The sequence below is a fragment of the Wolbachia endosymbiont (group A) of Anthophora plumipes genome (assembly GCF_964028115.1).
In the GTDB taxonomy this organism is placed as follows: domain Bacteria; phylum Pseudomonadota; class Alphaproteobacteria; order Rickettsiales; family Anaplasmataceae; genus Wolbachia.
Map to the genome: position 1 here is coordinate 1,045,429 of NZ_OZ034756.1, position 24,139 is coordinate 1,069,567.

Annotated in this window: 27 protein-coding genes; 12 read left to right on the top strand and 15 right to left on the bottom strand. The window is 34.5% G+C overall.

Features of this window, described 5'->3' with window-relative positions; all coding sequences use genetic code 11:
- Positions 1–28: 28 nt before the first annotated feature.
- From iscX to ABWU75_RS05245, 6 genes are all read left to right on the top strand, one after another.
- Positions 29–223 (top strand): Fe-S cluster assembly protein IscX, encoded by a 195-nt coding sequence (gene iscX / locus ABWU75_RS05220; RefSeq protein ID WP_353286757.1) that lies wholly within the window; start codon positions 29–31, stop codon positions 221–223.
- Positions 224–701: 478 nt separating this feature from the next.
- Positions 702–1,043, top strand: coding sequence for a DUF721 domain-containing protein (locus ABWU75_RS05225; protein ID WP_182182927.1), 342 nt, complete (start codon positions 702–704; stop codon positions 1,041–1,043).
- Positions 1,044–1,080: 37 nt separating this feature from the next.
- Entirely contained in the window at positions 1,081–1,395 is a 315-nt protein-coding gene (rpmB, locus tag ABWU75_RS05230) for a 50S ribosomal protein L28 (RefSeq protein WP_006279619.1), read from the top strand.
- Positions 1,388–2,251 carry a lipoyl synthase gene (gene lipA / locus ABWU75_RS05235; RefSeq protein ID WP_353286758.1) on the top strand — a complete coding sequence of 288 codons (864 nt, stop codon included), beginning with the start codon at positions 1,388–1,390 and terminating at the stop codon, positions 2,249–2,251. Before rpmB ends, lipA begins: the two co-directional genes overlap by 8 nt.
- 60 nt (positions 2,252–2,311) lie before the next feature.
- Positions 2,312–3,028 carry a bifunctional demethylmenaquinone methyltransferase/2-methoxy-6-polyprenyl-1,4-benzoquinol methylase UbiE gene (gene ubiE, locus ABWU75_RS05240; RefSeq protein ID WP_353286759.1) on the top strand — a complete coding sequence of 239 codons (717 nt, stop codon included), beginning with the start codon at positions 2,312–2,314 and terminating at the stop codon, positions 3,026–3,028.
- Positions 3,025–4,131 carry an FtsW/RodA/SpoVE family cell cycle protein gene (locus tag ABWU75_RS05245; protein WP_264732371.1) on the top strand — a complete coding sequence of 369 codons (1,107 nt, stop codon included), beginning with the start codon at positions 3,025–3,027 and terminating at the stop codon, positions 4,129–4,131. Before ubiE ends, ABWU75_RS05245 begins: the two co-directional genes overlap by 4 nt.
- Positions 4,132–4,594: 463 nt before the next feature.
- Here the strand turns inward: ABWU75_RS05245 and ABWU75_RS05250 are convergent, their stop codons facing one another.
- From ABWU75_RS05250 to ABWU75_RS05280, 7 genes are all read right to left on the bottom strand, one after another.
- Complete coding sequence (locus ABWU75_RS05250; RefSeq protein ID WP_353286760.1) at positions 4,595–5,512, bottom strand: ankyrin repeat domain-containing protein; 918 nt, start codon at positions 5,510–5,512, stop codon at positions 4,595–4,597.
- Between the two features lie 144 nt (positions 5,513–5,656).
- Positions 5,657–5,959, bottom strand: a complete 303-nt coding sequence (locus tag ABWU75_RS05255) for a type II toxin-antitoxin system RelE family toxin (protein WP_353286761.1) — start codon at positions 5,957–5,959, stop codon at positions 5,657–5,659.
- Entirely contained in the window at positions 5,937–6,161 is a 225-nt protein-coding gene (locus ABWU75_RS05260) for a hypothetical protein (protein WP_264732366.1), read from the bottom strand. Before ABWU75_RS05260 ends, ABWU75_RS05255 begins: the two co-directional genes overlap by 23 nt.
- 95 nt (positions 6,162–6,256) lie before the next feature.
- Positions 6,257–7,963: an arginine--tRNA ligase gene (argS, locus tag ABWU75_RS05265; RefSeq protein ID WP_353286762.1), complete on the bottom strand. Its 1,707-nt coding sequence runs from the start codon at positions 7,961–7,963 to the stop codon at positions 6,257–6,259.
- 347 nt (positions 7,964–8,310) lie between these two features.
- Positions 8,311–9,459 (bottom strand): hypothetical protein, encoded by a 1,149-nt coding sequence (locus tag ABWU75_RS05270; RefSeq protein ID WP_353286763.1) that lies wholly within the window; start codon positions 9,457–9,459, stop codon positions 8,311–8,313.
- 86 nt (positions 9,460–9,545) lie between these two features.
- On the bottom strand, positions 9,546–9,818 hold the full coding sequence (locus ABWU75_RS05275; protein WP_353286764.1) for a hypothetical protein: 273 nt from the start codon (positions 9,816–9,818) through the stop codon (positions 9,546–9,548).
- Positions 9,819–10,085: 267 nt separating this feature from the next.
- Positions 10,086–11,801, bottom strand: a complete 1,716-nt coding sequence (locus ABWU75_RS05280) for an ABC transporter ATP-binding protein (RefSeq protein ID WP_353286765.1) — start codon at positions 11,799–11,801, stop codon at positions 10,086–10,088.
- A gap of 265 nt (positions 11,802–12,066) precedes the next feature.
- Here ABWU75_RS05280 and ABWU75_RS05285 point away from each other — a divergent pair, with 265 nt between their 5' ends.
- Positions 12,067–12,270, top strand: coding sequence for a hypothetical protein (locus tag ABWU75_RS05285; RefSeq protein WP_309166368.1), 204 nt, complete (start codon positions 12,067–12,069; stop codon positions 12,268–12,270).
- 429 nt (positions 12,271–12,699) lie between these two features.
- On the opposite strand, the gene argB is transcribed toward ABWU75_RS05285, so the two are convergent.
- Together argB and yihA are read right to left on the bottom strand one after the other, a co-directional pair.
- Entirely contained in the window at positions 12,700–13,611 is a 912-nt protein-coding gene (argB, locus tag ABWU75_RS05290) for an acetylglutamate kinase (protein ID WP_319803924.1), read from the bottom strand.
- 4 nt (positions 13,612–13,615) lie between these two features.
- A complete protein-coding gene (gene yihA, locus ABWU75_RS05295; RefSeq protein ID WP_406719219.1) occupies positions 13,616–14,212 on the bottom strand; it encodes a ribosome biogenesis GTP-binding protein YihA/YsxC in 597 nt (198 codons plus the stop codon).
- Between the two features lie 103 nt (positions 14,213–14,315).
- On the opposite strand from yihA, the gene prfA reads away from it, so the two are divergent.
- Positions 14,316–15,395 carry a peptide chain release factor 1 gene (prfA, locus tag ABWU75_RS05300; RefSeq protein WP_264732350.1) on the top strand — a complete coding sequence of 360 codons (1,080 nt, stop codon included), beginning with the start codon at positions 14,316–14,318 and terminating at the stop codon, positions 15,393–15,395.
- 28 nt (positions 15,396–15,423) lie between these two features.
- Here prfA and ABWU75_RS05305 read toward each other — a convergent pair whose 3' ends face one another.
- Positions 15,424–16,587 (bottom strand): multidrug effflux MFS transporter, encoded by a 1,164-nt coding sequence (locus ABWU75_RS05305; protein ID WP_353286766.1) that lies wholly within the window; start codon positions 16,585–16,587, stop codon positions 15,424–15,426.
- 466 nt (positions 16,588–17,053) lie between these two features.
- On the opposite strand from ABWU75_RS05305, the gene ABWU75_RS05310 reads away from it, so the two are divergent.
- Positions 17,054–17,983, top strand: a complete 930-nt coding sequence (locus tag ABWU75_RS05310; protein WP_253309260.1) for an AEC family transporter — start codon at positions 17,054–17,056, stop codon at positions 17,981–17,983.
- Between the two features lie 189 nt (positions 17,984–18,172).
- Here the strand turns inward: ABWU75_RS05310 and ABWU75_RS05315 are convergent, their stop codons facing one another.
- The 4 genes from ABWU75_RS05315 to ABWU75_RS05330 form a co-directional block, all read right to left on the bottom strand.
- The gene (locus ABWU75_RS05315; protein WP_264688100.1) at positions 18,173–18,310 is read right to left on the bottom strand and encodes a hypothetical protein; all 138 of its coding nucleotides are present in this window, start codon (positions 18,308–18,310) and stop codon (positions 18,173–18,175) included.
- A complete protein-coding gene (locus ABWU75_RS05320) occupies positions 18,279–18,593 on the bottom strand; it encodes an FtsB family cell division protein (protein ID WP_264732344.1) in 315 nt (104 codons plus the stop codon). Before ABWU75_RS05320 ends, ABWU75_RS05315 begins: the two co-directional genes overlap by 32 nt.
- A gap of 49 nt (positions 18,594–18,642) precedes the next feature.
- Positions 18,643–18,771, bottom strand: a complete 129-nt coding sequence (ykgO, locus tag ABWU75_RS05325; RefSeq protein WP_006279631.1) for a type B 50S ribosomal protein L36 — start codon at positions 18,769–18,771, stop codon at positions 18,643–18,645.
- Positions 18,772–18,840: 69 nt separating this feature from the next.
- Positions 18,841–19,659, bottom strand: a complete 819-nt coding sequence (locus ABWU75_RS05330) for a pyruvate, water dikinase regulatory protein (protein WP_353286767.1) — start codon at positions 19,657–19,659, stop codon at positions 18,841–18,843.
- 149 nt (positions 19,660–19,808) lie between these two features.
- Here ABWU75_RS05330 and ccmC point away from each other — a divergent pair, with 149 nt between their 5' ends.
- Together ccmC and ABWU75_RS05340 are read left to right on the top strand one after the other, a co-directional pair.
- Positions 19,809–20,519, top strand: coding sequence for a heme ABC transporter permease CcmC (ccmC, locus tag ABWU75_RS05335; protein WP_264732341.1), 711 nt, complete (start codon positions 19,809–19,811; stop codon positions 20,517–20,519).
- Between the two features lie 71 nt (positions 20,520–20,590).
- Positions 20,591–20,758: a hypothetical protein gene (locus ABWU75_RS05340; RefSeq protein WP_264688104.1), complete on the top strand. Its 168-nt coding sequence runs from the start codon at positions 20,591–20,593 to the stop codon at positions 20,756–20,758.
- A gap of 67 nt (positions 20,759–20,825) precedes the next feature.
- Here the strand turns inward: ABWU75_RS05340 and ABWU75_RS05345 are convergent, their stop codons facing one another.
- Complete coding sequence (locus tag ABWU75_RS05345) at positions 20,826–22,493, bottom strand: hypothetical protein (RefSeq protein ID WP_264735789.1); 1,668 nt, start codon at positions 22,491–22,493, stop codon at positions 20,826–20,828.
- Positions 22,494–22,673: 180 nt separating this feature from the next.
- Here ABWU75_RS05345 and ABWU75_RS05350 point away from each other — a divergent pair, with 180 nt between their 5' ends.
- A complete protein-coding gene (locus tag ABWU75_RS05350) occupies positions 22,674–23,951 on the top strand; it encodes an adenylosuccinate synthase (RefSeq protein ID WP_353287074.1) in 1,278 nt (425 codons plus the stop codon).
- The last annotated feature ends 188 nt before the right edge of the window (positions 23,952–24,139 follow it).

Genomic DNA, 24,139 nt, shown 5'->3' on the forward strand with positions numbered 1-24,139 from the left:
TTAACTTAGCAGATAAATACAAAAAAGTATGAAATGGCTTGATATAGAAGATATTGTAGAAGCTCTAGAGGAAAAATTTCCAGATGAGAATATAATTAATATCGGATTCACTGAGCTTAAAAAAAAGGTCTTGAGTTTAGAGGAATTTGATGATGATGAAAAACGCTGTAACGAGAAAATACTCGAAGCCATTCAAGCAGCTTGGATTGAGGAAAGATCTTAACAAATAAGAAATAACTATCGCTATTAAAAGTTAGCGCGTGACGCTGGAATCCAGAAAAAAAAGAAAAATGGATCCCAGTATCAAGTACTGGGATGACAACAAAAAAGAAGGAGTCTAAAATTCGGACACCGTATATCATTCATTTTAGACAATACTGTACTTTTTAAATCTAATTTAAAATTCACTCAGGTTAATAATAATTTAACTAATTACAATTAAAACAGCTAGAAGGTTAATTATGAGGCAAAGATGGCAGCACAAAAATTTTTGGATGGAACGTGATTACGACTTGCCTGACAAGTGCTACGTTGAGATAAATTTTACATAAAAATACTGCTTTTTACGGTGTGAGGCTAGAGGTTTGTAAAGTAGTTAGAAGGTTGTCATCCCAGTGTTAGCTACTTGGATTTGGCACTGAGGAAATCCAATGTAGTAGTAAACCTTACTTATTTAGTTATACTAGAAACAAAACAGAAAAATGCTCAAACGTAGCGGTCCAAAAAAATTAAAGTCTATAATTGAAAATTACGCATTAAAATGCATGAAAAATAAGATTAGCAAAAATGAAATACGTCTGATTTTAAACTGGCGAAATATAGTAGGGAAAGAAATAGCAGAGTGTACAAAACCGAAAAAGATCTCATATGCACAGAATGTAAATTCTGGTGTATTGCATCTAGTAGTAACAAATGGCAGTAAAGCATTAGAAATTCAGCATATGATTTCTCTTATAATAGAAAAAATTACGATATTTTTTGGCTATAAAGCAGTATATGGTATAAAAATTAAGCAAGAGAGTATTGACTATTTGACTATATAAGGTAATCTAAGTACATAGAATAATTTAGTATATTGAAGTGAGTAGAGTTTGTGAATTAACAAATAGAAAAAAATCTTTTGGTAATAAGGTATCACATTCGAATCGTAAAACAAAGCGTACCTTTCTTTTAAATTTACATAAGGTTACGTTGACAAGTGATATATTGAATAAAAAGTTTAGATTTCGTGTGGCAACAAGAACTTTGAGAACTATAGATTACAAAGGTGATTTAGATGCTTTTTTGCTCAACACAAGAACGATTAAACTAAGTGAAAAAGCGCAGAAGATAAAAAGAAGGTTGAAAAAAGTTTTAGTAAAGCAAGAGGTAGAGTTAGCCGTTTCAGATGCATAGCAAACCTCAATGGCTCAGAGCAAAAGCTCCGACCGGTGAAGTATTCAATGAAACTTTAAACATCGTTAAACTGCATAACTTACATACGGTATGTGAAGAAGCTGCATGTCCAAATATTGGTGAATGTTGGAATAAACGTCATGCTACTGTGATGATTCTTGGTTCTGTTTGTACTCGTGCTTGTGCATTTTGCAACGTTGCAGCTGGCATTCCTGATAAACTAGACCCTCATGAGCCAGAAAATTTAGCAAAAGCGATAAAAAAGTTAAACTTAAAACATGTTGTCATTACCTCTGTTGATCGTGATGATTTACCAGATGGTGGCGCAAATCAGTTTATACAGTGCATAGAAGAAATTAGAAAGATAACTTCAGAAACAACAATAGAGATTTTAACTCCTGATTTTTTAAATAAGAAAGGAGCATTTGAAGCAATTGCTGTTGCATCACCTGATGTCTATAACCACAATATTGAAACAGTGCCGAGATTGTATGCAAAAATAAGACCACGAGCTCGCTATTTTCATTCACTACATTTGTTGAAGATGGTAAAGCAGATTAATCCTAAAGTTTTCACAAAGTCGGGGCTTATGGTTGGTCTTGGAGAAACAAAAGAGGAAATACTTCAGGTTATGGACGATTTGCGCAGTGCTGAGGTTGATTTTATTACAATTGGTCAATATCTACAACCAACTCCAAAACATGCAAAACTTGATAGGTATGTTACCCCAGAGGAATTTGAGCATTATAAATACGTTGCTTACTCCAAAGGTTTCTTAGTGGTTGCATCAAGCCCACTAACTCGGTCATCATACCACGCTGAAGAAGATTTCAACAGGCTCAAGGCCTGTCGTTGACATTTGTGTTAATTCAAATTAATTTTTACTAATTATAAAGGAGTTGAGCGACTTTACGTAATGTCTACTATAAAAATCGAGAAGAAATCACAATTAGTTAAAGAGGTATTCGATTCCGTGGCAAGTCGCTACGACACCATGAATGATATAATGAGCCTCGGAATGCACAGATTATGGAAAGATAAGATGGTAAATAGTGTGCATTTTACAAAAAACTCTAAGATTTTAGATATTGCTGGAGGAACTGGAGATATAGCAATAAGAATAGTAAGAAAAGAGCCAAGTGCTAAGGTTACAGTATGTGACATAAATCAAAATATGCTAAGCAGAGGACGTGATAAAGCTATAAATTCAAACCAAATTAATTTTGATTGGGTATGTGCGAATGCAGAAAGTTTACCATTTGAAGACTCCGAATTTGATTATTGCACAATAGCTTTTGGCATTCGAAACGTTTCTGACCGCAAGAAGGCTTTAAGTGAGGCGCACAGGGTATTAAAACCACATGGGAAATTTATCTGCTTAGAATTTGCCCCTATGCACTATCAAAATGAGATATTTACCAAACTTTATGACTTATATTCATTTAAAGTAATTCCTAAAATTGGCAGCATAGTTGCTAAAGACAGGAGTTCTTATGAATATTTAGTGAAGAGCATTAGAGAGTTTCCAACTCAGGCTGATTTTAAAATGGAAATTGAAGAGGTAGGCTTTAAGAATGTTGAGTTTCATAATATGAGCTATGGAATAGTGGCATTACACATTGGAACAAAATGAATATTAAATTCTGGTATAGAACGCTGGATTATTATCTCATCCTTCCAGTGTTTTTTTTGCTCACTATAAGCTTCATTCTTGTTTATTCAGCAAGCCCTGTAATTGCGCAGCGTCTTTCTTTACCACAAGATTATTTTATACGGCGCCATACAATTTATATAGTCCTGTCACTAATTACCCTGGTGACATTTTCTTTTCTCAACACAAGAACTATACTTAACCTCTCATTTGCAGGTTTCATTTTATTTACTATTTTAGTGGCAGCTGCGATAATACTTGGTATAGAGGTAAAAGGTGCGAAACGATGGTTACATATTGTCAAAATTTCAGTTCAACCATCTGAGTTCGTAAGGCCATTTTTTTCTGTTGTTATAGCTAGTATCTTAGCCAGCGGAATGAAGTTTAAAATGCACATATCAATCATAATATTTCTGTTAGTTTTTGTGTTGTTACTTTTGCAACCTGATTTCAGTATGTCCATGCTTTTAACATATTCTTTTATTGGTCAAATGTTTATTGCATGTATACCACTTTTATACTTTCTATGCATAATAGGAATGGCCACAACTGGAACTACAATAGCTTACTTATGCCTCCCACATATAAAGCAAAGGATTTACAATTTTGTCTTTTTTACGCAACGCGATAACTTTCAAGTCACAAAATCATTAGAAGCATTCAAAAGAGGTCAATTAACTGGAGTTGGACCTGGTGAAGGTAGCGTAAAAACCTCTCTTCCTGATTGTCATACAGATTTTGTGTTTTCTGTTTTAGCAGAAGAATTTGGTTTGATTACGTGCTTAGCCACATTGATGTTATTTGGCATCATTTCCGCCCGCTTGCTTTACGTTGCATATAGAGAAAATGAATTATTCAATCTATTGGTGATTCTTGGTATCTCAATTCAATTCATCACACAATTCATAATAAACACAGGGGTAACATTGAGTGTTTTTCCTACCACCGGCATAACCCTGCCACTACTTAGCTATGGTGGTTCTTCTCTTTTATCTTCGAGCATCGCACTTGGCATAATGCTGTCTTTCAGTAGAAATCAAGCTATCGCATTAAAGTTTCGTGAGCGTGTTATGCTTGTGGACTAGTGGTCACCCGCTCACAACTATTATTGGTATCCCTCCAAAATGGGTATCTGTTCAGATGAGTGGCAAGAGATATTATGAAATCTGAAAGAGTTATGCATAGCTGTACGAACATTCATTTTTGAAGGTAAATTGCACAGCAAATGGTGTCATTCCAGTCTGGAATCCAGAAATTTTGCTTATAACTGAGCTGATGAGCTAAAGGTAGTTGTCTTACGCTAAAACAAACGTTTTTAATTAAGTTGCATAGAACCAGTGTCTGGGCACTGCCCACTGGTGGCCCAAACTACAACGTTCGTACAGGTGTGCGTGGCGCTAACACGTAGCGGGATGACAGCAGTCCTACGTCATACCGTCACGGTATCTCTAGATCCCGCTAACACGTAGCGGGATGAAGGTTGTCAGGGTGTCATCCAAGTAGCCTCTTTCTTGTCATCCCAGTGCCCAGACACTGGGATCCAGCAGATCAAGCTTTCTGCTCATTTGGTAGGCCTTGTTCTTTTTTCACTTCTTCTACTTTAGTACTAGGTTTTAACATCATATATGTGATACCACCAACTGCTAGTGCTGCTGCTGCAATTGCAACCACTGCTATTACTATAGGTATTAACTCAGCTGCAACCGTTCCGGTTACAAAAAGTGCCACTGCTGCTGCAGTGCCTAATAATACGGTTGCACCACCGGCAGAAATACTTTTATTAAGTGTTTGCTGCTTCAGTTGTTTTTCTTCTGCTTCTTTCAGAAGCTTCTTTATATCACCAGTTCTAGCTAAATCTTTTGGAGTTTTTCCAGAATTATTCTTTAATAAAAGATCTACTCCTTTTTTTATTAGAACTTTTACTATATCTATATGACACTTGTAAGCAGCAAAATGTAAAGGAGTCCATCCATCTTGATCTTTTGCATTAACATCTGCTCCTTTTGCTATTAGAACTTTCACTGTGTCTATATGACCATTTCTAGCAGCCCAATGTAAAGGAATCCCTTTACATTTATTTTTTACATTAACATCTGCTCCGTTTTGTATTAGAGCATTTACTGTGCCTATACGACCATATTCAGCAGCATCATGTAGAGGAGTACTTTTAAAATTATCTTCTGCATTAACATTTGCTCTGTTTTGTATTAGAGCATTTACTACATCTGCATGACCATTTTTAGCAGCTGAATGCAATAACATAAATCGATCATATGCTATTAATGTATCATCTTTAATTTCAAATAGGTAATCTACATCAAAACCAGCTTCTTCCCATTTCTTATATTCTTCTGGATATTTCTTTAATTCCTCTTTTATTTTGTCAATTACGTTGTCTTTACTTAAGCCTTCCTCCTTATCAACTGCGCTTAACATTCTTTTCCACTGCTCATAGTTCATTGTCATAATTTTACCCCTACTTCAATAATATTTTAATTATCATGTATTATGGCAAAAAAATCAACTCATCTCTTCCAAAGGTTCTATATTAAAGATGGAAAGTCCAGAAGCGATCTAAGGCTTGTACGAGGTGAGGTCTTTCTTATATTTTTAATTGTGTAATCTTCTGTGTTTGTAAATGTTTTTTCTATGCCCCACTGCAGTAATAAGTACTTTACGTTCTGAATGATTTATGATGTAAATTATACGGTAGTTGCTAACCCTTATCCTATATTGCCCTCTAAAGCTATGGCATAAAGGCTTTCCTAGATTAAAAGGATCAACTGTAAGGCGTTTCTTTATGGCCTCCTGAACCATTAATTTAATCTTTGCCGGAAGAGCTGGAATTTCTTTTTCAATAACATTTTTTAAGAATTTTATAGTGTAAGTTTTATTTCCAGATGTTTTCATCATCCTCTACTTCTTCTTCACCTTCAGAGAGGCGATCGTCAGCTATTTGGGATAGCTCTACATCTTCTTCGAACTCTTCTTCCACTAAATCTACTAAAACTTCAGGGATAGTTTTATTTTGGATCTCTGCCATTTCTGTAAGATACTGAGCCAATTTACTGTCAAAACTTACATTAACATTGAGCTTTTTTTGACTGTGAGCCATATATTAACCAAAAAATACTACTATAAACTATAACATTTTTACTTAATTTTGTCAACTTCTCTATTCGTTGAAAAAACAATCTTGCACAAAAAAAGTCAACTCATCTCTTCCAAAGGTTCTATATTAAAGATGGAAAGTCCAGAAGCGATGACGTGCGCTAAGGCTTGTACAAGGAACATTCTTGCAGCGGTGAGGTTTAAGTTGTCTTCCAGTATGAACCGCATGTTTAAATCACTCTTGCCATACCCCCATAAAACGTGAAACGCTTCTGCAACTTCAAGTAAGTAGAAAGTAATTCTGTGTGGCTCACAAAGCCTTGCCGCTGTTTCTATCACATTTGGCCACTTTGCTAAGGTTTTTATGAGGAAGAGCTCCCCATCGGTCTTTAAAAGTGAAGGGTCTGCTGTTGGGAGCTCTTTTGGAGCATTACGCATTAACGAATGAGCACGAGCATGCGCATATTGCACGTAAAAAATAGGGTTGTCTTTTGACTGTTCTTTAACTTTAGCAAAATCAAAGTCCAAGACCATATCATTCTTGCGTGTTAACATTATAAAACGAGTTATGTCCCTGCCAACTTCTTCCACTACATCTCTTGCTGTGAGGAAGTTTCCTGATCTTTTGGACATCTTAACAGGTTTGCCATTCTCGAAAAAATTCACAATATTATGCAGTTTTACCTCTATTTTTGCTTGATTATCACTCAGTGCAGAGACAACTGCTTTTAGCCTTTTGATATAACCACTATGATCACTACCGACTGCTACTATCATATTATTAAAACCACGTGATATCTTATCAAAATGGTAAGCGATATCTGAGGCAAAATAAGTCCAACTGCCGTCCTCTTTCTTCAATGCGCGGTCAACGTCATCACCAAATTTTGTAGAGCGAAATAACATCTCTTTTCTGGAAGTCCAGTTTTCACTTTCTTTGCCTTTTGGTTTCTCCAGGTACCCTTCATACACCAAACCCTTGTCAGACAATATCTTTATACTCTCTTCAATTTTGCCACTTTTTTGTAGCTCATACTCTGAAGTAAAAACATCATGACTTACCCCAAGTAAGTTCATGTCTTCCTTTATGAGTTTTAATATAGAACTTAAAGTATATTCCCTAATCACCTGATTATCTTGCTTTTCTAGAAGCTCCTTGCCATATTTTTTGGCCAGCCCATTCCCTATCGGTTTTAAATATTCACCTGGGTATAAACCTTTTTCAATGCTGATTTTTTCTCCCAGAGCTTCCTTATACCGCAAATATACTGACTTTATTAGTGTATCTATCTGCGCTCCAGCATCATTAATATAGTATTCCTTAGTAACTTTATAACCAACTTTTTTCAATAAATTTGCCAAAACGTCACCAAATACTGCTCCTCTTGCATGACCAATATGCAGTGGACCAGTTGGATTTGCCGATACAAATTCAACATTGATGGCCTGATTGTTCCCTATATCTAGGGTGCCAAACTCTGTTTTCAGCTCATTTATTTGTTTTAAAATTCCATGCCATACTTCTATTTTTAAGTGCATGTTGATGAAACCAGGGCCTGCTATTTCCACTTTTGCAACTTCATCAAAAGGTTTAAATTCTCTTGCTAACATCCCTGCAATCTCGACTGAATTCTTCTTTTCATGCTTTGCAAGCACCATAGCAACATTTGTATAGATATCACCATGTGCTCTATTGCTTGGAGGCTCTACAATAAAATTTGCCGCACTTGTATTTATGACACCCCTTTGCTTCAACTCATTTAATTTGCTGGAAATTAGAGAGGAAACCTGTTTGAAAATGTTCATTAACTAAAAAGCTATAAGACTTGTAGCAGTATAGCGAATAAGTGGGGCTAGTTGAAGAGTTATCTGATGTAATCTATAGCTAAAGTGATTAGGTTTACCGACAATTTGAAGAACTGTCATTCCGCTACTCGTTAGCGGCCGCGGTGGTATGACGTGTTGCTCCGTGTCAGCTACTTGGATGACACCTATAGCCCTGTCATTCCAACTCGTAACGCTGGAATAACAAAGAAGAATGGGCTATTGGTTTTTCATATGGTTATGCAAAAGCCTAATCTTGCAGTCTTTTCTTTAATGGCACATGTATCAAAATCGTATAAGCTTATACCATTCCCTGTTCAAAATATCATTTATATAAAAAACGCTTGTACTACATCCTGAAAATCCCAAATTGTTTCTTTGCAAACTTCACAATCTCCTTTTTCTTCTGCACAACTAGTTATTCTTTTATCACTATCAAAAAATTCTTTGCATTCATCAAGTGTTTTATCACTTATTGTCCCATCTTTTTTTACAAGTTTATGCGTTTTCTTGTCAGCAATAATCAGTGGTTGATTTTGAGAAAGCACTACCACTGGCTTATTTTTGTCGATGCTTCCACCTTTGTAATATACTTTTGCGCTTACTACATGAGCCTCATCATCAAAAATATGATTTTTACAATTCTCATACCAATCATCTTTAATAGTTTGCAGTATATCATAAGATTCTTTGCAAAGATCACTTGGAGGAATACTAACGCACCATTCATTCATATCTCCCCTAGAAGTGATATAACTGTAGTCTGTGCCATTCTTATCACAGTTAGTTACTTCTATACCAAATTGTTCTACATAATAATCCCCAGCTTTAATTTTGTCAATAATTTCTGCGCTTAAGTCAGGATAAAATTTATCCAATGCTTTTCTTATGTAAAGCTTAGCATCACTACCTACATTAACATATTCACCATCTTCTCTAGCATTCTCACATCCCCTTCGATTACACCCACTCTCGTCAATTTCTTTAGTAATTTCTTCTTCAATACATTTACACTTAAGATCTTTTTCTAGTTCACCCTTAATATTTTTCTTCAATTCATTCTTAGTCTCATCATCAATTTCGCACTTAAGATCTTTCTTTAGTTCATTCTTAATATTTTCCTCCATTTCACCCTTAGTCTTATCATCAATTTCACACTTAAGGTCTTTCTTCAGTTCATTCTTAATATTTTCCTTTATTTCACCCTTAGTCTTATCATCAATTTCACACTTAAGGTCTTTCTTCAGTTCATTCTTAATATTTTCCTTCATTTCATTCTTAGTCTTATCATCAATTTCGCACTTAAGATCTTTACTACATTTATCATAGATCACCTTGCCTTTATTGGCAGTATCATCACATGGTCCTATAAAAAGATTGACTCCTAATGTATCACTGGGACAGCACATATTAAATGGCAACCGATATGTATAATTTGTATTTTCTTGATTCGGGCAAGAAAGATTTTTCACTAGCATAAAGTACCTCCATTGGTAAATAAAATTGTTAAAAAATTAACCACAAAGTGGAAGCATGTACCAACAATGTACACGCTGCATTACTTTTATATAATATCAACAGCGCCCTCTGGTACTGACATATCATGGACAGAAAAATAGGTTTCAACCTTTTTAAAATCTAACACAGAAGAGTTTATTGCTTCTACACATGCATCACATGAAGAACTGTTTTCACAGCTGCCCACAAGTTTACCTTTTGAATTAATCTCAAGGTCATTTTTAGTGTTTTGAATAATCTCTGCGCATTCTTTAAAGTTTTTGCCCGTCGACTGCCTAGTAGCAGAATCAAGAATATCACCAGTTACCGGATTGATCATTATTGCAAGTTTTGAAAGGTCAACTGGTTGTTTAGGTTCTGGATCAGGTTTTAGACAAGGCAGTATTTTTATATTGGTCCAATACAGCACCGTGGGTCAATTACGCAAGCTGTGTCTGCAGAAGCGCATGAAGATGAAAAAAAATTATGAGTCATAAAAATCCTTAAAAAAATACTATAAGATTATTATAAATTAAAATGATTAAAAATTTAATAACTTTAATTATAAATCTAGCATATCAACTAACGATATGATGTAAATTTTCTTTCAATTCCACTGTATCTTCGCCAGTTTTGCATACAACCCGTCTTTACTTATTAGGGAGTCATGAGTCCCTACTTCTTCTACTTTTCCGTGATTAATTACTATAATCTTGTCAGTTTTAAGTGCAGTTGATAGTCTGTGTGTAATTACGATCGTTGTTCTGTTTTGCATTAACTTGCTTAATGCTTTTTGCACGAGGTTCTCACTTTTATAATCAAGGGCAGAGGTTGCTTCATCCAGTATTAAAACCTGAGGGTTTTTGAGTATGGCTCTTGCTATTATAATACGTTGTTTTTGTCCTTCAGAAAGTTTTAATCCTCTTTTTCCTACAAATGTATCAAATTTATCAGGCAGCTTATCAATAAATTCCATCGCATAAGCGCTGATAGCTGCTTGCTTCACTTCTTCATATTCAGCACCAGGTTTGCCATATAGTATATTTTCCATTATTGAGCAAGAGAATATTATGTTATCTTGTGGCACTAAGCCAAACAACAATCTGAGGTCATTTAACGCAATTGACTTAATATTGTGCCCATCGATAGTAATGCTGCCTCTGCTTGGATCATGAAAACGGAGCAGAAGTTTTAAAATGGTGCTTTTACCACTGCCAGATGGTCCAACAATTGATACTACTTGACCTGCCTTTATAGAAAATGATATGTTATTTAACGCTGGCTTATCAGACTGAGATTCATAAAAAAATGTCACGCCATTAAACGAAATTCCTTTTTGAACACTACAAATTTTTATAGGATCATTGGCATCTGCTATAGAGCTTTTCATATTTTTAAATTCAAATAAACGCTCTACTATTCCAAGACCTCGTTGTAAATCACTGATATTATCGCTCAAATTATTTATAGCTCCTGCCGCAAGCGCTGAATAAAACACAAATGAGGAGAGTTCTCCAATAGTTATATTATTGCTTAAGACTTCTTTAATACCAAAAAAGAGCAAAACAACTAGTGAACCTATCACACACGTGATAACTAGAGTTACTAAAATAGCACGCAAGAGTACTAATTTTACGTATGATTTTGATACTGAGTTTAAATGCTCCTTAAAACGGGTTTTTTCATTTTCTTCGAGTACAAACGATTTGATAGTCACTATAGATCGAAAATTTTCCTCACTAAGTGATGCAAGCTCACTTAATTTATCCTGGGCAAAGCGTGCATAGCTACGCACTTTTTTTCCAAATGAGGTCATAATAATGAGTAGTATAGGTACTATTGCGGCTGCATACGCAGTTAGGAGCAGATTTGTATATAATAACATGGCAACACTGCCAATTAATATTACAAAATTTCGCAATATGGTGAGTAGGCTGCTATTTATTATTGATTGCAGCGCAGAGGTATCAGTAATGAGTGCTGAGATAACATCTTGTACGCCTGTGTTCTCAAAGAAACTTGGTTGCAAGTCAGTGATACTGCTATATAAGTCATATCTGATTCTTGCGATAACTTTCTCGCTGCCAATGCCAATGAAATATAACCGAGTAAATGCAGTGAGAGAAATGGCTAAAACTATAAGTATTGCAACTAATAGTTTGGTAGTAAAATCGTGCTCTGTGCCAGAATCAATTATGTTGCTTAAGCCTCTGCCAAAGAGGAGGATCGTTAAGGCTGAAAATAAAACTGCAATAAAAGCTATGATGAAATAAGATAGATTAGGCTTTATATAGCAAAATAACTCTCTAATATTAGATCGCATCGTATTTTGAAGTTTCTAAAGTTAAGTATATAGATTTTAGTTTCAGGGGAAAGGGGAAAGGTGTAGCACAATAGCTAACGTCATACCGTGTACAAACGTTGCAATTTTTAAGCAAAGTGATGTTGTTCAAGTAGCTGACACTTGGGGTCTATGTTTTTTCTGGTCACACGCTGGAATGACAAAGTGAGCGTGCGTAGGTGTCATCCCAGTACTCCTTTCTCGTCATCCCAGTGCCTATTTCTTTGTCATCCGAGTAGCCCCTTTTTTGTCATCCCAGTGCCCAGACACTGGGATCCAGAAAAGTTTGCTTGTAAGCAAGCAAACTAGCATAGAAAGTGGTTACAACATTTTCGATGAGATTATATGGAAAACTGGATCCCAGTGTCTGGGCACTGGGATGACAGCAGTCCTACGTCATACCGCGATTCATTCCTACGTCATACCGCGATTCATTCGCGGTATCTCTTAACATAGATCCCGCTAACAAGCAGCGGGATGACACCTCTCTTGGGCTCTTTTAGCTACAAACATTAAGAAATTTACCAAATGAAAAAAAAGGCAAAGAACTCCCGTGGTGCGAGTTTTGACTCTATATTACTGTAAGTGGCGCTGTAATAATGTGCTGACGCTTAGTTTAAGCGCGTTTTGGCTGAATGTAGAAAAAATTTAAAAGACATGCAGCCGCTATAATTTTATGTAATCCGCCAAAAAATACCCTAAGTTTTTTACTGAATTTTGTCATTGAGCCTGCAGGTCAAAAACAAGTTTTGAGTCATGAATACCCTTACTGTCATAATAAGGGGGCTGGCGGAGTTTGTCAAGGAAGTTTTTTCGTTTCTATTCCCAAGAAAAGTTCGTCATATGGTTATGCAAGAAGTCTATTCGTGTAGTTGTCTAGTTATAAATCACTCACAATTGATATGCTTGAATTATTCTCAGTAAATAAATCAAGCATAATGTTAGGTATTCTACCATCAACTATGTGAACAACTCCAGCACATTCCTCTACCATTTTAGTATATGCCATAAGCCTTCCAATAAATTTTTCTCCTTGAATTTTGCCACAATCAATCGATGCATTTAAATTTTTAACAGATATCTTCCTGCCACCAATTTTATCTATTTCTTCACCTGTATCGCTAAAGGTTATCATTTTAGATGCAGAAACTGCAATTGCAATTGTGCTTGCAGTGCTATCGGCATCAATATGATATGTTTCCCCATTTTTTCCATGACCAATTGGTGCAATAACTGGTATAAAATCTGATTCTTCAATAAAAAATAATATATCAGGATTGATTTCAGTGGGCCTACCGATGAATCCCATGTCTAGTATTTTTTCGATGTTATTTGATCTGTCTTCCTTAAGCGTAGCGCTTATCTTTTCAGCTTTTATTAAGTTGCCGTCTTTTCCACATAATCCAATAGCTGAACCACCAGCAGAATTTATATGCTGAACAATTTTTTTATTAACTGAACCACACAGTGCCATTTCAATGATTTTTATAGTGTCTTTGTCTGTAAGTCTGATACCATTCACAAACTTACTGTCCATACCCAGCATTTTTAACACTGAGTTAATTTCATATTCTCCGTCATGAACTATCACCGGATTTATACCAAGCTGCTTTAATAAGACAACATTATGCACAAAAGTATAGAATAGTGTTTCATCTGAGATCGTTACGCTGCCACATTTAATGACAAAAGTTTCACCCACAAAGCTAGGTATGCTAGACAGCACTTCAAGTAATATTTCTGCTTTTTGTTCAAATGATACTTCACCCTTTAAAAATTCACTACTTTTCATTTTTTTATCTTGTAAACTTGAAAAACTCATCTCTTACCTTGGTTATTTTATGCTTAACACGGATGCTTATTTGATGAATTGACACATTCTCATTATTAATCCATTTTTGAGTATCTTCTAGAATGGCATCTAGGCTTTTTTGACTCACTTTATCTATTTTTGTTAGCACAACGTTAAAGTTAATATTATTATATATTAACCAATAAATGAAGTCTTTGTCTATTTCTTTTAATCCTACCTTGCTATCTATCAACACAAACACTCTTCTTAGATTTTTTCTTTGAATTAGATAATACTCAATTAAGTTTAAATATTGTATAATTTCCTCCTTACCTGCATGAGAATAACCATACCCTGGTAGGTCAACAAGTCTGAATTTATCATTGTACATAGAGTAAAAATTTATTTGTCTAGTACATCCAGGTTTAGAGGAAACTCTGGCAGCTTTTTTGCTGTTTATCAGTAAGTTGATCAGACTGGATTTTCCTACATTTGATCTACCAGCAAACGCAATCTCTGGAGCCGACTCATCTGGTAATGATTTCATGTCCGAAGCTCCAAATATGAAATTGCAGCTTGATGTTATCTGTCTTGCCATTATATTCAAGTAGAAGGTAGTAGATATATTATAGTGTTATTGCTTGATATAAGAAATTTTTTATTTCAGTATATATTACTTAGTTAAAATACTAGATCTGTGCTATATGAATATAGAGAATAATTTACAAGACTTAAAGAAAAAATTTAATGATATAGAAAGGAACTTGGAAAACCTTACCAATTTAAGTCAAAAAGAATTCATTACCCTTTCAAAGGAATACTCTGAGCTCAGGCCAATAATCAAGATAATTGATGAATATAACACGCTGAAAGAGGAAATTTCAGACTTAGAGGAAATAATGAAAGATGAAAACAGCGAAGGTGATATAAAAGAGTTAGCAAAAGAAGAATTTTTCGAAAAGCACAAGGTATTATTACCAAAAGTAAAAGCAAAACTAAAGTTAGCATTATTGCCTAAAGATGAAGATGACTTAAGAAATGCAATATTGGAAATCAGAGCAGGTACAGGAGGAGAAGAAGCAGCATTATTTGCAGCAATGTTATTTCGTATGTATCAAAAATATGCAGAAAGAAGAAATTGGAAGTTCGAGCCAATAAGCATTTCTAATACAGGTATAGGTGGCTATAAGGAAGCTTCTGCACTCATTAATGGAACAGAAGTTTTTGCAAGGTTGAAATTTGAATCAGGAGCACACAGAGTACAGAGAGTGCCAGAAACTGAATCCTCAGGAAGGTTACATACCTCTGCCGCTACTGTTGCGATATTACCTGAAGTAGAAGAAGTTGACTTTAAAATAGAAGAAAAAGACTTACGAATAGATGTTTATAGATCCAGTGGTCCTGGAGGGCAATCAGTGAATACAACTGACAGCGCAGTAAGGGTCACCCACTTGCCAACAGGGATAATTGTAATACAGCAAGATGAAAAATCGCAGCACAAAAATAAAGCTAAAGCGCTTAAAGTATTGAGGGCAAGGCTATACGAAATTGAAAGACAAAAAAAAGAAATGGAAAGGTCAACAATGAGAAAAAGTCAGATTGGCTCTGGTGATCGTTCCGAGCGCATAAGAACATATAATTTTCCACAATCAAGAATAACAGACCACAGAATTAATCTAACTTCACATCGGCTAGAGCAGATTATAAAAGAAGGTGAACTAGATGAATTTATTGAGGCATTAATTTCACGTAATGAAGCAGAAAGATTGGCCGGGGAAAGTTAATCGCTCACATCTGTAAAAAGATCATTAATTATACCGGATCTTTTAAAAACAATAAACAGGCAGTAAAAACAAGTTCTAGTACTATCGCGGATAGAACAAGAACAGCTACACTAATTGCTTGACCGTTGTAAACGTAGCTTGTTAAGCCGATAAAAATAGCCATAATAAAAGCTCTAATGAACGAGACTGCAGAAGAAGCTGTGCCTTTAATTTCAGGGAAAACATTTATTGATGCATTAAAAATCACTGGCTGGCAAATTGCACAACCGATAGAAAAAATAATCATAGACAGTGTTACTAAGTAGAAAGAGTGGGGTACAATTATACTGAATATTACAAGCAATAGAGACCCAATAGCACCCACGCTCGTACCAGAAATTACACACCATATTGCTCCAAGTTTCTGTAAGATTTTGCCAGCAAATAGACTAATGAGTGAGAAGCACCCAACTATTGCACCTTGATGTAGTGCATAAATAGTGCTAGATAAACCAAAAGTCTTCATATACAGAAAAGGTCCACAAGTGATGAATGACATATAAGCGGCAGAAAAGAGGCTTGACATTAAAGACAACGTAACAAACCTCGGACTAGATAGTAGTTTTCTGTAATCTTTCATTATTTTTTTCAAACTGAAAGCATCGCGATCCTTTTTTGTTTCTGGTAACAGAAAAAGCAGCAAAACCCAAGAGATCAAACAAAGTATTGCAACAGTTGCATAATTACCACGCCATTCTACAATTTCATTAATGAAACTGCCTAACACTGGCGCAATTGCCATGACAACTGTAAGAACAGAATTCATGATTCCAATAAATTTCACCGCTTCGTCGCCTTTGTAGCTGTCTGCAACGATTGCAAACACAACTACAGATGTGCTAACACCAATGCCCTGAACAAAGCGAGAAATTAAAAGCCAAAAAATCGACGGTGCAAAAACACAACCAACAGCGCCGATTAATAACAAAGTGTTACCTATGATCATAATCCTTCTTCTGCCATAGCATTCAGACAATGGATCAAAAAACAACCCTCCTATGCAAAAGCCTAGGAAATTATAAGCAATAGTTAATTGAATTGTGCCTTCTGATACGTTAAAATAGTGCACCATATCAGGAAAACTAGGTACGGAAATGTCAATTTCAATGAACTTAGCAATTAGAGACAGGATTAATAGAAAGGATAGTAACATTTGAAATTTTTAATTAATGAATAAAAATATCACATTTAAAGCGTTGAAAGAAGAACATTTTTTACTGTTATTAAAATGGTTAGAAACACCTCATGTGAAGCTATGGTGGGTAAATTGGACACTAGGGTTAATTAAAGAAAAATATGACAACTATGTTAAAGCCCTTACTCTCTGTCCTAACTTTACTTATTTCCTCTTACTTTTTCAACAGTCCGTCTAAATTACCACAAGCAGTTTAATTTTTCATCATTATTCAAAAATATGCAAGGAGCTTTATAGAAACTTAACATAATTTTATCATAAAAATGTCATTCTTAAGTCTTATGTAAAAACAAATTTTGACACTAAGTGAATCTTTTTTAATTAACTATGAGCTGGATAAATTGGAAAATAAATTTTGTTTACTTTTATAATACCTTAAGATCTAATATCACTTTATCAGTCAAAAGTATCACAATAGGCTAGTATGTTCCTTACTCTTTTCCTAAAAATATTACCTATTTATATTACAATATTTATTGGTTATTTATCAGGAAAATGTCTTAAAATTGACAGAAACACTATATCTCAAATACTCTTTTATATAGCTAATCCAATAGTGATTTTATATGGAGTCTCTCATACAGAAGTTAATTTAAAAGTAATTTCTCTGCCGATTTTGATATGGTTTATAGGTAGCACTATGTCCTTATCAGTGTATTATCTTTCTTCTTTTTTATTTAAGGATAACACGAGAAACATATTAGCGTTTAGCTCGGGCAGCACAAGTATGGGGTATTTTGGCCTGCCGATTGCCATGGCTTTGTTTGATGAAGATTCAGTATCTGTATATGTTGTTTGTTATATAGGAATGGCGTTGTTTGAAAATAGCTTAGGATTTTACATAGCTGCAAATGGTATTTATACCGCAAAAGAATGCATATTAAAGTTGTTCAAACTTCCTTCGCTTTATGCGATGGTTCTGGGCTTCTTTTTAAGTATATATGATATACAAATACCTACTTTTTTAACAGATGTTATGATGAATATTAGAAGTACATTTGTCACATTAGGGATGATGCTACTTGGAGTGAGCATTGCAAATATTACAAGCTTTAAAGTAGATTGGAAGCTTGCTTTGATCACTATTACAGCAAAGTACGTATTCTGGCCACTGTTTGTTTTAGGAATTGTCCTTCTAGACAAACATGTTATAGGTGTATACGACGAGAGTATATATAAAGCACTGATGTTGCTGGCTATTATTCCAGTTTCTGGGTCCAGTATAATACTTGCTAATATTTTGAATTATCAACCAGATAAAGCTACTCTGTTGCTTCTAATTAGTACTGCAGTGGGACTATTTTATGTTCCACTAATAATATCATTATTTTTTACTAAACTTATTCTTTTTTGATCAAGCGGTAGATAAAACTTAAATTTACACTAGCTTCTTGCATAATCACATAAAAAACCTACTCTTTTTTGTCATTCCAGCGCGTGACGCTGGAATCTAGTTTCACTTTATGATGGTGTCATGAAAGTAACTGGCACTGGAATCCAGAAAAAAGAATGGTGTCATGAAAGTAGCTGACACTGGTTCACTCTATAATGATGTCATTCCAGTGTCAAGCACTGGAATGACATCATAGGGGCACTGGGATGACAAGAAAGGGGCTTGAATGACAGGAGGTAACGCAAGAAGTCTACTGCTATTCCATGTCAAGAACAACCATAAGTTCATTAGGGTTCACATAACCTAAAGCATTTTTTGCTTGCTCATCAAGCAGATCTAAATCTAAGCTTTTTTCATATAAGCCAAATACTTTATTGTCCAACTTTTCCTTTTCAGAAGAGACATCCTTTAGCAAAAGCTTATTGTACTCAATCTCTTTTTTTAAGTCGATTAACGTCAATAAGCCACGTTTACCTGTAATTGTGCTAATGCTAAAATATAATGTAAGAGAAGAAATGAATAAGGCTGCGCTTAAACACAGTAACTTTTGCTTCTTTTTAGGTATAAACACCGTACTTTCACATACAAGAAATGTATAACATGAAAAGGTGAACAAAAAGCTAAGAACCTTGACGCGCTTTACACCTTGGCTTTACCTTGTTTATAATGTAAATCTTACCACCCCTTTTCACAACTTTACAATTTTTATCTCTGTTACGATGAGATTTTAGCGACCCTTTGACTTTCATATCTATAGTAAGAATTAAATTACCTTACATTATGATCACTTACAGAGAGTTAGTCAATTGATAAATTTTTCACATTTTATTAAAATACTGTATAATTGTTGCTGATACTTCTTCGATTGACTTTTGCGTGACATCAATAATTGGCCAGTTATTCTGCTTAAATAGTTCCTCTGCTTCTTTAATTTCCTTTTCTACTTTTCTAGGATTAGCATATATATTATTATCTTCGTTGTTAATTGAAGTAAGTCTATTTTTGCGTATTTCTATTAGCCTACTTATGTCTATTGTTACCCCTATTGTTAGTTTATTTTTTAATTTTGCCAAGTCGACATAAAAGGGTACTCCACTAACAAAAGGAATATTTGCAACCTTATAGCCTCGGTAAGCTAAATACGTACTGGTGGGAGATTTTGATGTACGTGAAACTCCAACCAAAATTATATCTGCTTTATCAATATCTTGAATATTTTGCCCATCATCATGATTAATAGTGTAGTTTATTGCCTCAATGCGCTGAAAATATTCGTTATTTATCTCAGTATGCAAGTCAAGCTTTTCGTCTTTTTCAATTTCAAGATAGGACGAAATTTCTCTAATAATATGTGATAATATTGCTCTATAGGGAATTTTCAACTTTATACAGTTATCTTTTAGATATTTTCTTAGCTCATCATCAGTAATAGTGCATATAACAAAATTATGCTCATCACTTTTCCTATTAATTTCCTCCAGAATTTTGTCAATCTGCTCTTCTCCTTTTACAAAAGACCAAACATATTCGATTGTTTCTACAGAACGAAAGTGTTTCAGAGCTGATTTTGCAACTGATATAACAGTTTCACCACTTGAATCTGATACTAAGTGTAAATTAAGCTTTTTAAGGGTCATGTTTTATATAGTGTTATACTAAAATAATAGCAAGCAATCGGCTACTGAAATTGTGCTAATTTGTTAATCTATGTCAATGCAGAAAAACTATCCTGTTGATAAAACTCAAACTAATTGGTAAATTCTTAACGCAATTATTCTCAAAACGAATGTTTTTATTAAAGCCTACAAATTTCACTTCTTTTTCTAAAAAAGCACTACCTTGGCTTGGGGTTATTTGTTTCGCATGTTTTTTAATTGGAATGTTTTTGGCGTTACTCTTCTCCCCAGAGGATTATAAACAAGGAGAAATTGTACGAATTATGTACATTCATGTGCCTTCTGCATGGCTTGCTCTTGGAATATATGGACTCATTGCATCACTTAGTTTCATTTCATTGGTGTGGAACAATAGCATTGCTAGTGTCTTGGCACATGCTGCTGCTCCTGCAGGGACAGTCTTTTCTGCAATATGCTTAATCACAGGTAGCATCTGGGGAAAAGGAACCTGGGGCACTTGGTGGGTATGGGATGCAAGGCTTACTTCAATGCTAATTTTATTTTTCCTATATGTTGGCTACCTTTCATTGTGGAGCGCTTTTGATAATGAAGCGAGGGCAGAAAAATCAGCAGCAGTATTTGCCATTTTTAGTGCTATAAATATTCCCGTAGTAAAATTTTCTGTGAATTTATGGTCTACTCTCCATCAGCCAGCAAGCATTTTGAGAAGAGGTGGAGTAGCAATAGAAAGTTCTTTGCTGTTGCCACTCATTGTAATGTTTATGTTTTGTGCCACATTTTTTTTAGTAGTGTGGATACTATACTCACTTCACTTAATTAATTTGTACAAAATAAAGAGAGAAATCAGTATGCGGTATTAGGTAGCTTTGTAAGTATACAGGTAAATATGCTAGAGAAAATTAGGTAAAATATCTTTGGTCACTTTAAATACTTGCCTGCTGAAACTGAAGAACGTGCTATGTTATGTGATCTAACTAATTTTAAAAGCAGCAATGACCAACTAACTAGAATAGATCAGGTATTGAATCGAGATCAACTTGAACATTTTACCAACGTTCTTGAAACATATGATGCAACGGCACGTAGTTTTTACGATTAGGTGCATTGTAAAATAGCAACCGTTGCAACCATGAACTCTAAAATATTCAAGGAGCCTACCAGTATCTTTAAAGTAAATGTTCATGTGATTCCACAGATAATTTCTGTTTTTTGATTCTATCTGTCCATTTATCATTTTCTATATCTTGTTTGTTGGTTGCTCTTTTTTCTTGCTCAACAATTGCCTTATCTACCTTCTGATAAATTGCATCAATTGCATTAATTGCATTTTTTTCTTTGTATACTTCGCTTTTCCCTTCAATAATTAACTTAATAAAAGTATTTACAACAGACTGCACTTGATTATGATTAACCTGACCTTTTATCAAAGAAGGTAAAGATCCTAATTCCATTATATGTTGACCTATGTTATTCTTTATACCTTCTGTATGCATTAACTTTATTATTTCATCATCAAATTCTTTCAATACTTCTGATGCTGTTTTATCTTGAGTGGAAAGCCCTAAATTATCTGCTACTTCACTTGTTAATAACTCTCTGTTTTCTTTATTATCTTCCAATTTAGCATAATTACTCAACAGATCCATAACTGTAGATACTCTGACTTCAACAATACCATCAACATCTTCATTTCCTAAAGCAACTCCTGATTCCAATAACCTCCCTCTGAGATTTTTGCTTAAAAGATTGATAAACTCTTTATTTGCATCCGATCCTGTAGCAGATATTGTACCATCTAAATAGTTACTTTGAGTACCTAAGCTGTGCTCTATTTGTATTTTTGTCTCAGGTTTAAATCCTAATTTTGCACAGAATTTCTGAAAATATTCTTTAATAATGTCAAACAAGCTCTTGCCATTATCTTTATAATTTTTTAACTCTTTAGGAATAGTAAGTGACAATTTACCATCTCTGTATGTTACAAAGTCTTTACCATCTTGAGACTCAAGTGTAAATTCTAATGAGTTAGACAGATCACATATCTTATCACCATGCATAACTTGATTTTTAACAGAGAGTATTGGTAGCCTCATGTCAGATCTAATTCTTACATTATTTTGGTTAGCACAATCAATATTTATTACTTTTTTAGGATTTTCTACTATGAACGACTGTCCAAGTGCAAGTTGGGTTTGTATAAATGGAGCAGCCTCATACCCTGCTTGATTACAATTGGTGACTAGCTCTTCTAAAATAGCATTACTTGGAACTTCTGCCCCAGCGTATCTGAACATTTTCTTGAAAACTTCTTTTGCAAAGGAACGGTAGTCTTTGTTTTCATCTTTCTCTGTTGGTAATAGATGTTGGCCAGCATTGTAAAATTCTTCAAATTCTTTCTTATATGAATCGGTTTTTTGATGATTGGCAGTTTTGGGATTTTCACAGTGATTTTTCCATAGCTCACCCAATGCATTACTTACAAGCTCTTTCTCAATATCTTCGAGTACTGAAGCAACAAAAGCTTTGCCATGATCCGTATCTATCTCTCTTGTTCCTTTTTTGTTAAATATTTCGTCATTATATATATCATCACTATTAAAAAGTTCGCTTTTGTGGTGCTTAGCTCCTTCCTTAAATGCAATAATAAGATTTTTATCTATTTCTTTTCCGTTAATAATAAAATTCATCCTTTGAAAATCTAAGAACATTGTTTCACCAGAATTTGCTAATTCATTATCTTGACCTGCTCTTAATTTACTAAAATTGAACTCTTTAGCTGTGGCCTTTAATCTAACTACTGGACTCTTATTATTTTTTCCTTTTGCCTCTTTCATAAATAACACCTTACTGTAAATATGCTGTAAGTTATATCATATAATGATGAATAATTTGGTAATATATTAAGAAAATCGACAGTATATTTCTTTATTTAAGAGGTGCAGGAAAGGCGCAGATTTCTCTTTCCATTTGTAGCGTACTGCATTAATATTTATGTATTAATTTAGAAAATAATGATGAATAACATTGTAATTGTTGGTCTGCAATGGGGTGACGAAGGCAAGGGTAAAATAGTAGATTATCTTTCTGGGAATGCAGATGTAGTTGTGAGATTTCAGGGAGGAAATAATGCAGGGCACACTATAGTAATAGATGATGAGGTTTATAAATTAAATTTACTGCCCTCTGCTGTTTTGAGAACGGGCAAAATATCCATCATAGGAAACGGTGTTGCTCTTGATTCACATGCTCTAATCTCAGAAATAGAGTCATTGAAAGTTAAAGGAGTGGACGTAAACTATAACAACTTGATGGTATCCGAGAGCTGTCCATTAATACTTAGCGTACATAAGGACAAGGAAAAGCTATTTGAAGATTTAAACGGAAATCACAAAATTGGTACAACAAACAAAGGGATAGGGCCATGTTATGAAGATAAAGTTGGAAGGAGAGCTATACGCCTTTGTGATTTAGAAAACGCAGATGAGCTCAATAAAAGAGTGGATACTCTTCTGAATTACCACAATGCTATCAGAAAAGGCCTTAACTACCAGGTCGTTAAAAAAGAAGAAATATTAAAAGAAATTCAAGGGATTTCAAAAAAAATTCTTTCATATAAAAAACCTGTGTGGAGGATATTAAATGACTTTGTGAAAGAAGGTAAGAAAATAATATTTGAAGGCGCCCAAGGCACATTTTTAGATATCGACCACGGAACTTACCCTTTTGTTACTTCAAGTAATACTGTAGCGTCGCAAGCAATAACAGGCTCAGGATTAGCCTCCAATGCTTACATTATTGGTGTGGTAAAAGCTTATACAACAAGAGTGGGCAATGGTCCATTCCCTACTGAGCAAAAGAACGAGATTGGAGATAGCTTATTTACTATAGGCAAGGAGCTTGGAACAGTGAGCAATAGAAGAAGGCGCTGCGGATGGTTTGACGCAGTTTTAGTGTGCCAGGCTGTGCAACTTTCTGGAGTTTCAAGCATTGTATTAACCAAATTAGATGTGCTTGATTCTTTTGATACAATTAAAATATGCACTGGTTACAAGTATAGCGGGAAAATGTATGATTATTTACCCGCATCGCATTCAATACAGGAGGAATTAGAGCCAATATATGAAGAGTTTCCTGGCTGGAAAGAAAATACTCAAGGTAAAAGGTCGATTGAAGCATTGCCTATCAATTTAATAAAATATATAGACAAGTTAGAAAAATTAATAGGTGTACCAATTCATCTAATTTCAACTAGTCCAAAAAGAGAGGATGTTATTGAGCTTAAAGATTTCTGAAAACGTCTTTTAACTTTTATCCAATAAAAAAAATACTTGCATAACTCAAAATACTAAGTCTATTATATAAGATATATTATAAACTTATAGTGAGTAGTGTACAATGAAAGACAAAAGCTTAATACTATACTAAGTCTATTATATAAGATATATTATAAACTTATAGTGAGTAGTGTACAATGAAAGAC

Bases quoted from the DNA above. Each gene is read 5' to 3' on its own strand.
- ABWU75_RS05315 (WP_264688100.1), bottom strand. From the start codon at position 18,310: ATGAACTTATGGTTGTTCTTGACATGGAATAGCAGTAGACTTCTTGCG.
- argS (WP_353286762.1), bottom strand. From the start codon at position 7,963: ATGAACATTTTCAAACAGGTTTCCTCTCTAATTTCCAGCAAATTAAAT.
- ABWU75_RS05250 (WP_353286760.1), bottom strand. From the start codon at position 5,512: ATGACAATGAACTATGAGCAGTGGAAAAGAATGTTAAGCGCAGTTGAT.
- ABWU75_RS05245 (WP_264732371.1), top strand. From the start codon at position 3,025: ATGAATATTAAATTCTGGTATAGAACGCTGGATTATTATCTCATCCTT.
- iscX (WP_353286757.1), top strand. From the start codon at position 29: ATGAAATGGCTTGATATAGAAGATATTGTAGAAGCTCTAGAGGAAAAA.
- argB (WP_319803924.1), bottom strand. From the start codon at position 13,611: ATGAAAAGTAGTGAATTTTTAAAGGGTGAAGTATCATTTGAACAAAAA.
- ABWU75_RS05260 (WP_264732366.1), bottom strand. From the start codon at position 6,161: ATGGCTCACAGTCAAAAAAAGCTCAATGTTAATGTAAGTTTTGACAGT.
- ykgO (WP_006279631.1), bottom strand. From the start codon at position 18,771: ATGAAAGTCAAAGGGTCGCTAAAATCTCATCGTAACAGAGATAAAAAT.
- ABWU75_RS05350 (WP_353287074.1), top strand. From the start codon at position 22,674: ATGAATAACATTGTAATTGTTGGTCTGCAATGGGGTGACGAAGGCAAG.
- ABWU75_RS05280 (WP_353286765.1), bottom strand. From the start codon at position 11,801: ATGCGATCTAATATTAGAGAGTTATTTTGCTATATAAAGCCTAATCTA.
- ABWU75_RS05270 (WP_353286763.1), bottom strand. From the start codon at position 9,459: ATGCTAGTGAAAAATCTTTCTTGCCCGAATCAAGAAAATACAAATTAT.
- prfA (WP_264732350.1), top strand. From the start codon at position 14,316: ATGAATATAGAGAATAATTTACAAGACTTAAAGAAAAAATTTAATGAT.
- ABWU75_RS05310 (WP_253309260.1), top strand. From the start codon at position 17,054: ATGTTCCTTACTCTTTTCCTAAAAATATTACCTATTTATATTACAATA.
- ABWU75_RS05330 (WP_353286767.1), bottom strand. From the start codon at position 19,659: ATGACCCTTAAAAAGCTTAATTTACACTTAGTATCAGATTCAAGTGGT.
- ABWU75_RS05255 (WP_353286761.1), bottom strand. From the start codon at position 5,959: ATGATGAAAACATCTGGAAATAAAACTTACACTATAAAATTCTTAAAA.
- ccmC (WP_264732341.1), top strand. From the start codon at position 19,809: ATGTTTTTATTAAAGCCTACAAATTTCACTTCTTTTTCTAAAAAAGCA.
- ABWU75_RS05305 (WP_353286766.1), bottom strand. From the start codon at position 16,587: ATGTTACTATCCTTTCTATTAATCCTGTCTCTAATTGCTAAGTTCATT.
- lipA (WP_353286758.1), top strand. From the start codon at position 1,388: ATGCATAGCAAACCTCAATGGCTCAGAGCAAAAGCTCCGACCGGTGAA.
- ABWU75_RS05345 (WP_264735789.1), bottom strand. From the start codon at position 22,493: ATGAAAGAGGCAAAAGGAAAAAATAATAAGAGTCCAGTAGTTAGATTA.
- ABWU75_RS05225 (WP_182182927.1), top strand. From the start codon at position 702: ATGCTCAAACGTAGCGGTCCAAAAAAATTAAAGTCTATAATTGAAAAT.
- ubiE (WP_353286759.1), top strand. From the start codon at position 2,312: ATGTCTACTATAAAAATCGAGAAGAAATCACAATTAGTTAAAGAGGTA.
- ABWU75_RS05275 (WP_353286764.1), bottom strand. From the start codon at position 9,818: ATGATCAATCCGGTAACTGGTGATATTCTTGATTCTGCTACTAGGCAG.